Below are 13,288 nucleotides of genomic sequence, written 5' to 3' on the forward strand. Positions count from 1 at the left end.
TGCGCCGGCTGAAGGCGGTGTGGAAGCGACGGTCGATCTGGTCGAGCCGACCGGCCTCGGCGTCATCCTGCACCTCACCGTGCATGGATTGCCCTTCAAGCTGTTTTCATCAGACCGGGCATTGTTGCAGCCAGGCAAGTCCCTGCGGGTCGGTTTCCCGCAGGAAAGGCTGCATGTCTTTGATCGGAATGGCGTGAGGATCGGGGAGGCGTGAGGTTCGGCATAGTACCCAGGAATATTTCCTGGGCGGTCGCACACCCACCTCCGTCATTCCGGCCTTACCCCCCTCTGCCCTGCCGGGCATCTCCCCCTCAAGGGGGGAGATCGATCTGCGGCAAAGTCTCGCACATCTGGAAGCTTGCGAATGAAGCGATGAAAGAGCCTCTTGCCGATCTCCCCCCTTGAGGGGGAGATGCCCGGCAGGGCAGAGGGGGGTAAGCTCCACGCGCCTGCGGGTCCGCTGTGAATGAAAAACCTTGTGAAAGCCAGCACCTAGATCGCCACACCCTTCTCATCAAACCTGTGTATCTTGGTCTCGTCGGGGGTGATGAACACGGTATCGCCATGCCTGCATTCGAACTCGCCGTCCGTGCGGGCGGTGATCGGGCCGATGCCTGACACCTCGAGATGCAGGAAGGTATCCGATCCGAGATGTTCGGCCACCGTGACCTTGCCCTGCCACAACCCGCTTTCCTTCGACAGCACCAGATGTTCGGGCCGCACGCCGGCGGTGGTCGCACCCTTTTGGCGGGCAAAGTCACCGGTGATGAGGTTCATGCGCGGTGAGCCGATGAAGCCGGCGACGAAGAGGTTGGCGGGGGTGCGGTAAAGCTCCATCGGCGAACCGACCTGCTCGATATTGCCGCGGTTCAAGACGACGATCTTGTCGGCCATGGTCATGGCCTCCACCTGGTCGTGGGTGACGTAGATCATCGTTGTCTTCAGCGTGTTGTGCAGCTCGGAGATTTCCAGCCGCATGGTGCCGCGCAGCGCCGCATCGAGGTTGGAAAGCGGCTCGTCGAACAGGAAGGCTTTCGGTTCGCGCACGATGGCGCGGCCGATGGCGACGCGCTGGCGCTGGCCGCCCGACAGCTGCGAGGGCCGGCGCTCGAGATAATCGGTGAGGTTCAGCACCCGGGCGGCGTCTTCCACCTTTTTGTCGATCACCGCCTTGTCGAGCTTGGCCATCTTCAGCGGGAAGGCGATGTTGTTGCGCACGCTCATATGCGGATAAAGCGCATAGGACTGGAACACCATGGCAAGGCCGCGCTCGGCCGGGGCCTTTTCGGTGGCGTCATTGCCGTCGATGACGATCTTGCCGCCGGAGACGTCCTCCAGCCCGGCGATCAGCCGCAGAAGCGTGGACTTGCCGCAGCCGGACGGGCCGACGAAGACGACGAACTCGCCGTCGTTGATATCAAGATCGATCGACGGGATGACTTTCGCCTCACCGAAGAGCTTGGACACGTTCTGAAGGGAAATGCTGCCCATGTTTGTCGTTCCTTATTTCACGGCGCCAAAGGTCAGGCCACGCACGAGTTGTTTCTGCGAGAACCAGCCGATGACGAGAATGGGGGCGATCGCCATCATCGAGGCGGCCGAGAGTTTTGCCCAGAACAGCCCCTGTGGGCTCGAGAAGGAGGCGATGAAGGCCGTCAGCGGCGCGGCATTGGTGGTCGTCAGCCGGATGGTCCAGAAGGCTTCGTTCCAGGCAAGGATGACGTTCAAGAGCAGCGTCGAGGCAATGCCCGGCACCGCCATTGGTGTGAGCACATGGACGATCTCGTTCCACAGGGATGCGCCATCCATGCGGGCGGCTTCGAGGATCTCGCCGGGGATTTCCCGGAAGTAGGTATAGAGCATCCAGATGACGATCGGCAGGTTGATGAAGGTGAGCATGATGGTGAGGCCAATGCGGGTATCGAGCAGGCCGGCATTGCGGAAGATCAGATAGATCGGCACAAGCACGGCGACGGCCGGCATCATCTTGGTGGAGAGCATCCACATCAAGATGTCCTTGGTGCGCTTGGTCGGCGAAAAGGCCATGGCCCAGGCGGCGGGAATGGCGATGATCAGCGCAATGATCGTCGAGCCGAGCGACAGCACCACCGAGTTCATGAACGGCTTGAAGTAATCGCGCTGGGTCTGGACCGTCACGTAATTCTCGAAGGTGCCCGAGGGAATGAGGCTGAAGCCGGCGATTGCCTCCGGTTCGGTCTTGAGCGAGGTGAGGAAGGCATAGAGGATCGGGAAGAACAGCAACAGCGCCACGGCCCAGGCCGCGATGGAAAAGCCGATCTTCGCACGTGTGGTTGTCTTGCGGGCCATGATGTTTCCCCTTTACCGGTCGAGGTTCTTGCCGACGGCGCGCATCAGGAAGATGGCGACGATATTGGCGAGGATGACGGCGATGATGCCGCCGGCCGAAGCGCCGCCGACGTCGTAACCCAGAAGTGCGGTGCGATAGATGAGGAAGGCGAGGTTGGTGGAGGCATAACCCGGTCCGCCATTGGTGGTGACGAGGATTTCCGCGTAGACGCCAAGCAGGAAGATCGTCTGGATGAGGATGACGACGGTGATGGCGCGCGACAGATGCGGCAGCGTCAGATGGATGAAGCGGTTGATGAAGTTGGCGCCATCCATCTCGGCGGCTTCCTTCTGCTCGCCATCGAGCGACTGCAGGGCGGTAAGCAGGATCAGCGTCGCAAACGGCAGCCATTGCCAGGCGACGATGATGATGATCGACAGCAGCGGAAACTGCGCAAACCAGTCGACCGGCTGCAGGCCGAAGAAGCGTGAGAGATCGGCGAGCACGCCGTAACCGGGATGCATGATCATGTTCTTCCACACCAATGCGGCGACCGGCGGCATGACGAAGAAGGGCGAGATGATCATGATGCGGACGATGCCCTGGCCGAAAATGTCATTGTCGAGCAGAAGCGCAATGGCGATGCCGCCGATGACGGTGATCAACAGCACGCCACCGACGATCAAAAGCGTGTTCCAGATCGACTGGAAGAAGGCCGGGTCGGTGTAGAAATACTGGTAATTGAACAGGCCCGCAAAGCTGACATTGGCCGGGTTGAGGAGATTGTAGTTCTGGAACGAGAACCACAGCGTCATCGCCAGGGGCACGATCATCCACACCAGCAATAACAGCACCGATGGCGCAAGCATCACCCGCGCCAGACCGCTCGTGTTTCGAGTTGCCATTAGTCGTCCTCCCTCACGGATACAGTTATGAGTATGAGCGGGACTTCAGATGAAACCGCTCGCACTTCCCCCATTTCGCTCCGGCGGCCTCTGCCGCAGGGGCATCCGGATTCATGATTGCCGTCAGTGGCGGCCTTCGCCCGTCGCCGCGTGATAGGTCGCCAGAACCTGATCCACAGCCGCGATCAAAATCTCTTCCGCGTCTTCGCCCGCAACTGTGGCGAGCGGTAATTCGCCGAGATACTGGCGCAGCAGGGTTTCGGGAATTGTCTTCCCATCCAGCGCCTTATGCAAGGCGGAAACGGCCTGCAACGCTTCCGGTCGCGTCCAGTAATAACGGATACGGTCGCTGTAACTATAGTGGCGCTGCAATCGCAGCGTGATGTCGTCGCCATGGTAATGGCCCTGCCAGTCGCCCGGCGCGCTCAACATCAGTTTTTCCATGGTCCGTGCCAGCGGCCGGTCGCCATAGGTGCCGACCATTTCGGATGCGATCATATCAAGCGCATAAAGCGCTTCCCGGTAAGCGAAGGTGAGGCCCGGACCCACCTTGAGGATCGGATATCCGTCGCGCACCAGTGCGGCAAGGGCAGGCTCGGTCTGGTAATCGGTGGAATGGGCCTCGAACACCAGCTGCGGTTCGCCGTCCAGAACGGCGCTCAGCGCTTCCGCGGCCTGCGGATCGTAAGCGACGACATTGTCGCTGCCGAATTCCACGCCGGGTTGCACGACGAAAGCGATGACCCGTTCGAAGGCTTGTGAAAGACCGTGCTGCGCGAATATCTCGCGGTGAAGGTCGATGGTGTTGCGCGCCGCCTGCGGCTGCGTTGGCGCAACCGTGTCGAGCACATGGTCGGCACCGCCAGGCACCGGCACTTCGGTGCCGAGAATATAAAGCGGTTTGGGCAGGCCGGCATCGGTGGCCGCCTTTTCGGCAACGGCCGCAAGTTTGGCGGCGCGGTTGGCGATGGTGACGTCATCCAGCGCTGCCGGCTCACCGGCACAGCCCATCGAGGCATCGAGATGGATCTTGCGAAAACCCGCCGCCACATAGGCCTCGACCATGGCGGCGGCTTTTGTCAGAGCCTCCTCGGCCGGTTCCCTGCGCCAGGGATTGGGACCGAGATGATCTCCGCCAAAAATCACCAGTTCGCGGGGCAGTCCTTCCTCCTCGGCAATGCTGTTGACGAAGCTGACGAAGTCCCGTGGCGTCATGCCGGTATAACCGCCGAGGTGATTGACCTGATTGCAGGTTGCCTCGATTAGCACCGGTGTCTTGCCGGTGGCGGCGCGGCGGATTGCGGCGCGCAGAACAACGGGATGGGCGGAGCAGACGGAGGTGATGCCGGCGGGCTTGCCGGAGCGGCGCGCGGCGGCGAGATTTTCGAGTATACCGGTCACAGGATTTCCTCCGACAGATGCGCGGTCAGAAAGGTGTCGAGTTCGGAAAGGCTGGCGGCGCCCTCCATCGGGCCGCGGCGGGTGACATTGTGCGCGCCGGCGGCATTGGCATAGGTGAGTGCCTTTTGCGGATGCATGCCGAGGCGACGGCAGGTGAGATAGGTTGCGCCGAAACAGTCGCCGGCACCGGTCGGGTCGATTTCGCGGACCCGCAAGCCGGGGACGTCGATGCGTCCATGGGCGCGGCTGAAATGGCTTGCGCCATCCGCGCCGCGTTTCAGAACGATTTCGCCGATACCGGACGCAAGCAGCTTTTCAATTGCCGCGTCCTCGTCATCCAGTCCGGAGGCCGCCTGAAGTTCCTCGCCGGAGGGCAGGAGAAGATCGGTAATCTCAAGCAGATCGTCGATCAGCCTGCGGCCGGCATCGTCCTGCGCCAGTTCCTTGCGGATGTTGGGATCGAAGGAGACCGAGCCGCCGCGCGCCTTGACGCTCCTGATGGCTTCGAGAATGATTTCGCCAATGCCGGCAATTGCAAAGGCCGATCCCATGACGTGCACATGGCCCGCTTTTTCGATAAGAGCCTGTGCTTCATCGGTCATATGCGTTTCGCTGGCCGCCGAATGGGCAATGTTGAAAACGAAGTCCCTTGCGCCGTTTTCCCGGTAACGCACGAAGGCGCTGCCCGTCGGCCGGTCGGCTATGGTGGCGATGGCCGAGACATCGACGCCATCGCCGCGCAGCCTTTCGACATTGAGCCGGCCGAAATCGTCGTCACCCACCGCCGCAATAATGCCGGCGGCTCCGCCGCAGCGCGCCACCTGGTCGATGAAGATGGCCGGTGCGCCGCTCGGAAACGGGCCGATCAGCGCCTGCGGCTCCAGAAAGCCGCTGCCCACCGTCGTCGCCATGATTTCCACTAGGATTTCCCCCGCCGTGATGGTCGGGCCTTTCGTGTGCGGCGCCAGTGCGGATGTCTGCCTCATCGTCTCCTCCATATGCATTCGGCTCCCGTTCTTTGCGGATGCAAATTCCACCGTTCCAAGGGCCTATGCTTTTCGGATATCATTCAAAAATTTACGCGCGTCAATATATTGAACGATAAAAATTTTGTTGCGTCGCAGCAGTGAAGGCGCCTCTGCAAATAATTTTTTGCGATATTATATGTTTTAAAACAGCGGTTTATTGGCGCGCGCCACTATATCTCCATGCCCCGATTTATTTTCGGATGTTGACAATAGAGCGAGTTTTGCGAGATAAAAATTTTACGCATGTATTGTTATGCGTAGACATCCGTAAAGGAGGAGCGGGTATCATGAGCAAATTCATCGGAATTCTGTCGTCGTCTGTGGTTGGGGCCGGGCTTCTGGCCGGGCTGGCGCAGGCGGAAGAGATCAACATCGCCACCGTCAACAATGGCGACATGATCATCATGCAGAAGCTTTCCAGCGCCTGGGAGAAGGAAACAGGCAACAAGATCAACTGGATCGTGCTGGAGGAGAATGTTCTGCGCGAGCGCGTCACGACCGACATCGCCACCAATGGCGGCCAGTTCGACATCATGACCATTGGCGGTTACGAAGCGCCGATCTGGGGCAAGCAGGGCTGGCTGGCGCCCGTCGATGATCTCGGCGACGATTATGATTACGCCGATCTGCTCGACCCGATTAAAAAGGGCCTGACGGTGGACGGCAAGCTTTACGCCGTGCCGTTCTACACCGAAAGCTCGTTCACGCTTTACCGCAAGGATCTGTTCGACGCCGCCGGCCTGAAGATGCCTGACAATCCGACCTACGACCAGATCAAGGATTTCGCCGCCAAGCTGACCGACAAGTCGAAACAGCAATATGGCATATGCCTGCGCGGCAAGCCGGGCTGGGGCGAAAACATGGCCTTCCTCGGCACCATGATCAATACCTATGGCGGCCGCTGGTTCGACATGGACTGGAAACCGCAGCTGACGAGCGAGCCGTGGAAAAAGGCGATTGCGGATTATGTGGCGCTGATGACCTCCTACGGCCCGCCCGGTGCGGCCGCCAACGGCTTCAATGAAAACCAGACGCTGTTTTCATCTGGCCGTTGCGCCATGTGGATCGACGCCACCTCGGCGGCGGGCCGCGTTTATGACCCCAAGCAGAGCCAGGTTGCCGACAAGACCGCGTTTACGCGTGCTCCGGTCGAGGTAACGCCGAACGGTTCGAGCTGGTCGTGGTCCTGGAACCTTGCAATTCCAAACAGCACGAAGAAGCTTGAAACCGCCAAGTCCTTCGTCAAATGGGCGACTTCGAAGTCCTATGTGAAGACGGTTGGTGAAAGCGAAGGCTGGGTGGCCGTGCCGCCGGGCACGCGCAAATCCACCTATGAGCTGCCGGAATACAAGAAGGCTGCGCCTTTCGCGGATACGGTGCTGAAGGCGATCATGTCTGCCGATCCGTCCAAGCCGACCAAGGATCCGGTGCCCTATACCGGCGTGCAGTTCGTCGCCATACCGGAATTCCAGTCCATCGGTACGGTTGTCGGCCAGCAGATTGCGGCAGCCCTTTCCGGCCAGCAGACCGTTGATGCGGCGCTCGAAGGCGCGCAGAAACAGGTCGAACGTGACATGACCCGCGCGGGCTACATCAAGTAGCCGCGTCCTCCCGGCGTGCCGCCCGTTCGCCTTCTGGTGGCGGGCGGCATGGGTGGGGATTGAGGGCCAGTTCTTCCCTCATTCCTGTGCCTGTCACAGGAATCCAGTCAGCCCAAGTCTTTGGGCTGGAAGGACTTTCTCGCCGCGTGAGAGCCGCGTCGGCTGGATTCCTGTGACAAGCACAGGAATGAGGGGAGTGAGGAAAAGCATCGAACAACAAACGAGCAGGGCCAATTGACCCGCCATGCATCACGGAGATCGACATGAGATTGAACAACAAGGTTGCGCTGATCACCGGCGCTGCCCGCGGTATCGGCCTTGGTTTTGCGCAGGCTTTCGCCGATGAGGGCGCAAAGGTCATCATCGCCGATATCGATATTGCCCGCGCCACGGCGTCTGCCGCCGCCATCGGCCCTTCGGCAAAGGCGGTGCGGCTGGATGTCACCGACCTCGCTCAGATCGATGCGGTGGTGAAGGCGGTGGATGAGGAGTTCGGCGGCATCGATATTCTCGTCAACAATGCCGCGATCTTCGATATGGCGCCGATCAACGGCATTACCGAAGAGAGCTATGAGCGGGTGTTCGACATCAATCTCAAGGGCCCGCTGTTCATGATGAAGGCCGTCTCCAATGTCATGATCGAGCGCGCGCGCGGCGGCAAGATCATCAATATGGCAAGCCAGGCCGGCCGGCGCGGCGAGGCGCTGGTGACGCTTTATTGCGCCTCCAAGGCGGCGATCATTTCCGCCACGCAGTCGGCGGCGCTGGCGCTCGTCAAGCACGGCATCAATGTCAACGCCATTGCGCCCGGCGTCGTGGATGGCGAGCATTGGGAAGTGGTCGATGCGCATTTCGCCAAATGGGAAGGCTTGAAGCCCGGCGAGAAGAAGGCGGCGGTGGCCAAATCCGTGCCGATCGGCCGTTTCGCCACGCCTGACGATATCAAGGGTCTGGCGGTTTTCCTCGCCTCCGCCGACAGCGATTATATTCTCGCCCAGACATACAATGTCGACGGCGGCAACTGGATGAGCTGAAAAGCCGGAGATGACCATGCATGCCATTCAATTCGTCGAGAAGGGACGCGCCGTGCTGGCGGAACTCCCCGTCGCCGATCTGCCGCCGGGTCACGCGCTCGTGCGGGTCAGGGCTTCGGGGCTTTGCCACACCGATATAGACGTGCTGCATGCGCGTTATGGTGACGGTGCGTTTCCCGTCATCCCCGGCCATGAATATGCCGGTGAAGTTGCGTCCGTGGCTTCCGATGTGACAGGCTTCAGGGCCGGTGACCGTGTGGCCGTCGATCCCAATCTGCCCTGCGGCACCTGCGCCAGCTGCAGGAAGGGGCTGACCAACCTTTGCAGCACGCTGAAGGCCTATGGCGTTTCCCACAATGGCGGCTTTGCCGAATTCAGCGTTGTGCGCGCAGATCACCTGCACGGCATTGGTTCGATGCCCTATCATGTCGCGGCACTGGCCGAACCGCTCGCCTGCGTCGTCAACGGCATGCAGAGCGCTGGCATCGGCGAGACTGGCGTGGTGCCGGAGAGTGCGCTGGTGTTCGGCGCCGGTCCCATCGGCCTGCTGCTTGCCCTGTCGCTGAAAGCACGCGGCATTGCGACGGTGACGATGGCCGATATCAATGAAAGCAGACTGGCCTTTGCCGAAAGTCTTGGGCTCAAGGTGGCGGTTTCGGGCTCGGAAGCGCTCTTGCGGCAACAGAAGTCTTTTGATTTTGTGGCCGATGCGACGGGTATTGCCGCCGTTGCCGAAGCGATGATCCCGCTGGTCGCGGATGGCGGCACCGCGCTGTTTTTCGGCGTCTGCGCGCCGGATGCCCGCATTTCGGTGGCGCCTTTCGAAATCTTCCGGCGTCAGCTGAAGCTTGTCGGCTCACATTCTCTGAACCGCAACATACCGCAGGCGCTTGCCATTCTGGAGACGGATGGCGATGTCATGGCGCGGCTGGTGTCGCACCGGCTGCCGCTTTCGGAAATGCTGCCATTCTTTACGAAAAAACCGTCTGATCCGGCGACGATGAAAGTGCAGTTTACGGCCGAATGATCGTTTGGCCGTTGATAACCATTCGACCGGCTTTTCGTGCGAAGGCCGGTCGATATAGAGTACCACATGTAATATTTCATGGGGGCAAGCACTTTGGCCAAATCTATCAGGACGATGGAAGAATTTTCGGAATTCGTCGGCCTTTCCCGCCCGACCGTTTCGAAATACTTCAATGATCCCGCCTCGGTCCGCAAGAAGACGCGGGACACCATCGAGGATGCGCTGAAGAAATCGGGCTTCCGGCCGAATATCTTCGCCGTCAACCTCAACCGCCGCCGTTCCAATATCATCGGCATCATCATTCCGAACTCCACCGATCCGTTCTACATGGCGCTGACGAGCCGCATCGAACTCATCGCCAACGAGGCGGGGTTCCTTGCCTTCGTGCTGTCTTCGGATGGCAAGGCGGAAATCGAGGACCGGGCTATCCGCACCTTCAAGTCGATGAATGTGGCGGGTGCAATCATCGCGCCGCTCGGCGTCAAATCCCATCGCGCCACGCTGGAGCAGCTCGCTGCTAGCATTCCGATCGTTTATGTCGATTCGCCGCTGGATGAGACTTCGGCCTTTGTCGGCACGGACAACCGCCAGAGTGTCGGGCTGATGGTGGATTATCTCTGCCGTTCGGGCGAACCGCCCTGTTTCTTCGATATGCCGCAGGTCAATACCAACGCTGCGACACGCCGCACGGCCTATGAGGAAGCGATGCAGCGTCTGGGCTTCGAGCCGCATGTCATTGATGTTCCCGGCATCGTCACCTGGGATTTCGAGCGTTTCGCCTTTGATGAAGCGAGCAGGCTGCTGGATGGGGCAGGGCATTTGCCATCGCGCACCATTTTATGCGCCAATGACCGTATCGCCTTCGGCGTCATCGCCGCCGCCTTCCAGAAGGGCATCAAGGTTGGCCACGGAGCGGATTACGACCTCAGGGTTGCCGGCCATGACGATCATCCTCTGTCGCGTTATGCCTGCCCGCCGATTACCACGGTGGCGCAGAATTATAACGAGATCGGCAGGCTGTCGATCGAGCTTCTGCTGCAGAAGCTGGATGATGAGACGGATGACACGACGCGGATGCGTGAACGCATCCTGCTCAGCGCCGATCTGATGCTGCGCAAATCGGCCTGATGGGTTGTTAGATAAACTAAACGAAAAATCTGATTTTCTAAATAGAACTAATATCTGAACGCTCCTACTCTGGTCTCAAGGTTGCTTTGGGAGGCGACCGCGAGAGCCGGCGCAAGTGTGTGCCGGGATCCGGGAGGAACGCAGAAACGTCATGTGGCCAGCGCCGCGAGGGGTGAACCTTCGCAGCCTCGGTATCGCATGGCCTTCGCCGGGCAGTCTGGACATTCTCGCCAGCAATTTCCCCAGCTAAGGATGTCAAAACATGAATCTCTATTCTCTTCTGTCAGCGCGTGCAGCCGGCGGCAAACCTGTCCGGGTTGGTCTCATCGGTGCCGGCAAGTTCGGCTCCATGGTGCTGGCGCAGGCGCAGCGCATCGCCGGTTTCCACATGGTCGCCGTCGCAGACCTCAATGTCGGCAAGGCAAGGGAATCGTTTGACCGCGTCGGCTGGCCGAAGGAGCGTTACGACGCGGCGAGCTGCGCCGATGCGCTGAAGAGCGGCAAGACCTATGTGACCGACGATGTGAACGAGCTTTTCGCCTGCGGCGAGATCGAATGCGTGATCGAAGCGACCGGCCATCCGCTGGCCGGCGCGCGCCATGCACTGGGCGCCATCGAGCACAACAAGCACGTCGTCATGGTCAATGTCGAAGCCGATGTCATGGTCGGGCCGATCCTTGCTGAGAAGGCCCGGGCCAAGGGCCTGATCTATTCCATGGCTTACGGCGACCAGCCGGCGCTGATCTGCGAGCTGGTGGACTGGGCGCGCGCCACCGGCTTCGAGGTCGTTTCCGCCGGCAAGGGCATGAATTTCGAGCCGCGTTACCGTTATTCGACGCCGGACACGGTCTGGGGTTATTTCGGCTGGACGGACGAGGAAGTGGCCAAGGGCGACTTCAATCCGAAAATGTACAATTCCTTCACCGACGGCACCAAGGCGGCCATCGAAATGGCGGCCGTCGCCAACGGCACGGGGCTGGATTGCCCGGATGACGGTCTGGCCTTCCCGCCCGCCGGCCTGCACGATCTCGCCCGCGTCTTCCGCCCCGCTGCCGATGGCGGACGTATGTCGCGCTCCGGTCTGGTCGATATTGCCGCGAGCCAGGAGCCGGACGGACGCGAGGTGTTCAACAACATTCGCTACGGCGTTTTCGTCACCTTCAAGGCGCATAATGAATATGCCCGTGCCTGCTTCAAGCAATATGGCCTGCTGACCGATCCCTCCGGCTGGTACGCCTCCATGTGGCGTCCTTTCCACATCATCGGGCTGGAAACCTCGATCAGCGTGCTCTCCGCCGTGCTGCGCAATGAGGCTACCGGTTGCTCCAGGGAGTTCCGCGGCGATGCGGTGGCGACCGCGAAGAAGGATATGCAGCCCGGCGAGATGCTCGACGGCGAGGGCGGTTACGCGGTCTGGGCAAACGCCATTCCGGCCACCCGCAGCCTCGACATCAAGGCACTGCCGATCGGCCTTGCCCATAATGTCAAGCTGAAGCGCGCCATCAAGAAAGACCAGATCGTCAGCTTCGACGATGTGGAGCTGGTCAATGATCTCGATGTGGTGAAGCTGCGCCAGGACATGGAAAACCAGTTCCGTCCGCAAAAGGACGCCGCGGCGTAATGGACGGGAGAGAGGACATGTCGAAGGGAGCTTTCGTGGTGATCGCAGAATTCCGGGTGAAGCCCGACGCGATGGACGCCTTTCTCGATGCGGCGCGCGATGACGCCAGGCATTCGGTTCAGGATGAACCGGGCTGCCGGCAATTCGATGTGGTGCGGCCGGAAACCGGAAACAACGTGGTGTTCTACGAGGTCTACGACGACAGACAGGCTTTCGACGACCATCTGAAGACACCCCATCTCGACCGGTTTCGGGAAGCATTTCCCGCCCTCATCGAAGAAGAACTGCCGGTGCGTTTCCTGAACCGGCAATGGCTCTGAAGGATGGAAACGATGGCTGACATTCGCCGGATCGCCGTTATCGGAACGGGTATCATGGGCGCTCCCATGGCGGGGCGTCTGGCGGAGGCCGGTTTTTCCGTCAAGGCCTGGAACCGCAGCGCTGAAAAAGCTGCGGTTCTGGCGGCAAAGGGCGTGCAGCTGGCGGCCACGGCTGCCGAAGCTGTGGCCGAAGCCGATGTCGTCATCTGCATGCTGAGTTCCGGGCCGGTCTGCGACGAGGTACTGCTCGGTGCCTCGGGTGTCGTTTCCACCATGAAGCCCGGTGCTATTCTGCTGGTGATGAGTTCCATCCCGGTCGACAGCGCACGGGAACAGGCGGAGGCGGCAAAGGCTTATGGCGTCGCTTATGTCGACGCACCGGTTTCCGGCGGTGAAAAGGGGGCGATAGAGGGAACGCTCGCCATCATGGCCGGCGGTGAACAGCGGGATGTGGATGCATTGCGGCCACTCCTCAATTGCCTTGGCCGCGTCACCCATGTCGGGCCGGTGGGCTGCGGCTCACTGGCCAAGCTTGCCAACCAGCTGATCGTCGCCTCGACAATCTGCGCTGTCGCCGAGGCTCTCACCCTCGTTGAAGCCGGGGGAGCCGACCCGGCGCAGGTGCGCCAGGCTTTGCTGGGCGGTTTTGCCGAATCCACCGTCTTCCGCCAGCACGGAAAACGCATGGTGGAGGGCGATTTCCGCCCCGGCGGCCCTGCGAAATACCAGGTGAAGGATACGTCCACGGCGCTGGCTTTCGCCGAAAGCCGTGGCCTGAAATTACCGGTCGGCGAGGAGGTTGACCGGCTGTTCCGCTCCATGGTCGAGCATGGCGCGGGTGAGCTTGATCACAGCGGTGTGATCCTTGAGATTAAGCGCATGAATGCGTTCGGAGGAACGCTCGAAACTGTCTAG

At 60.6% G+C, this 13,288-nt stretch carries 13 protein-coding genes; 8 read left to right on the forward strand and 5 right to left on the reverse strand.

The features are described 5' to 3' along the window. Positions 1 to 214: TOBE domain-containing protein (locus tag EM858_RS17605; protein WP_127757473.1), on the forward strand; the 214-nt coding region annotated here is incomplete at its 5' end. 278 nt (positions 215 to 492) lie between these two features. Here EM858_RS17605 and EM858_RS17615 read toward each other — a convergent pair. From EM858_RS17615 to EM858_RS17635, 5 genes are all read right to left on the reverse strand, one after another. Then, positions 493 to 1,491 (reverse strand): ABC transporter ATP-binding protein, encoded by a 999-nt coding sequence (locus tag EM858_RS17615; protein ID WP_127757474.1) that lies wholly within the window; start codon positions 1,489 to 1,491, stop codon positions 493 to 495. A 12-nt stretch (positions 1,492 to 1,503) separates the two neighbouring features. Next, positions 1,504 to 2,328, reverse strand: coding sequence for a carbohydrate ABC transporter permease (locus EM858_RS17620; RefSeq protein WP_065116739.1), 825 nt, complete (start codon positions 2,326 to 2,328; stop codon positions 1,504 to 1,506). Between the two features lie 12 nt (positions 2,329 to 2,340). After that, a complete protein-coding gene (locus EM858_RS17625; protein ID WP_127757475.1) occupies positions 2,341 to 3,213 on the reverse strand; it encodes a sugar ABC transporter permease in 873 nt (290 codons plus the stop codon). Positions 3,214 to 3,336: 123 nt separating this feature from the next. Further along, the gene (locus EM858_RS17630) at positions 3,337 to 4,614 is read right to left on the reverse strand and encodes a D-tagatose-bisphosphate aldolase, class II, non-catalytic subunit (protein WP_127757476.1); all 1,278 of its coding nucleotides are present in this window, start codon (positions 4,612 to 4,614) and stop codon (positions 3,337 to 3,339) included. Further along, on the reverse strand, positions 4,611 to 5,618 hold the full coding sequence (locus tag EM858_RS17635; RefSeq protein WP_164865470.1) for a sugar kinase: 1,008 nt from the start codon (positions 5,616 to 5,618) through the stop codon (positions 4,611 to 4,613). Before EM858_RS17635 ends, EM858_RS17630 begins: the two co-directional genes overlap by 4 nt. 311 nt (positions 5,619 to 5,929) lie before the next feature. Between EM858_RS17635 and EM858_RS17640 the strand changes: the two genes are divergently transcribed. The 7 genes from EM858_RS17640 to EM858_RS17675 all read left to right on the forward strand — a co-directional run bounded on the left by EM858_RS17640 (position 5,930) and on the right by EM858_RS17675 (position 13,288). After that, positions 5,930 to 7,243 (forward strand): sugar ABC transporter substrate-binding protein, encoded by a 1,314-nt coding sequence (locus EM858_RS17640; protein WP_046800382.1) that lies wholly within the window; start codon positions 5,930 to 5,932, stop codon positions 7,241 to 7,243. A 263-nt stretch (positions 7,244 to 7,506) separates the two neighbouring features. Further along, positions 7,507 to 8,277 (forward strand): galactitol 2-dehydrogenase, encoded by a 771-nt coding sequence (locus EM858_RS17650; protein WP_065116549.1) that lies wholly within the window; start codon positions 7,507 to 7,509, stop codon positions 8,275 to 8,277. Positions 8,278 to 8,293: 16 nt separating this feature from the next. Continuing rightward, positions 8,294 to 9,304: a D-altritol 5-dehydrogenase gene (locus tag EM858_RS17655; RefSeq protein ID WP_127757478.1), complete on the forward strand. Its 1,011-nt coding sequence runs from the start codon at positions 8,294 to 8,296 to the stop codon at positions 9,302 to 9,304. Positions 9,305 to 9,418: 114 nt separating this feature from the next. Further along, positions 9,419 to 10,432 carry a LacI family DNA-binding transcriptional regulator gene (locus EM858_RS17660; protein WP_127757551.1) on the forward strand — a complete coding sequence of 338 codons (1,014 nt, stop codon included), beginning with the start codon at positions 9,419 to 9,421 and terminating at the stop codon, positions 10,430 to 10,432. Between the two features lie 262 nt (positions 10,433 to 10,694). Beyond that, positions 10,695 to 12,053: an NAD(P)H-dependent oxidoreductase gene (locus EM858_RS17665; protein WP_127757479.1), complete on the forward strand. Its 1,359-nt coding sequence runs from the start codon at positions 10,695 to 10,697 to the stop codon at positions 12,051 to 12,053. A gap of 17 nt (positions 12,054 to 12,070) precedes the next feature. After that, the gene (locus tag EM858_RS17670) at positions 12,071 to 12,373 is read left to right on the forward strand and encodes a putative quinol monooxygenase (RefSeq protein ID WP_127757480.1); all 303 of its coding nucleotides are present in this window, start codon (positions 12,071 to 12,073) and stop codon (positions 12,371 to 12,373) included. Positions 12,374 to 12,385: 12 nt separating this feature from the next. Beyond that, positions 12,386 to 13,288, forward strand: coding sequence for an NAD(P)-dependent oxidoreductase (locus EM858_RS17675; RefSeq protein WP_127757481.1), 903 nt, complete (start codon positions 12,386 to 12,388; stop codon positions 13,286 to 13,288).

The organism is Agrobacterium sp. CNPSo 2736, assembly GCF_004005385.1.
In the GTDB taxonomy this organism is placed as follows: Bacteria; Pseudomonadota; Alphaproteobacteria; order Rhizobiales; family Rhizobiaceae; genus Agrobacterium; species Agrobacterium leguminum.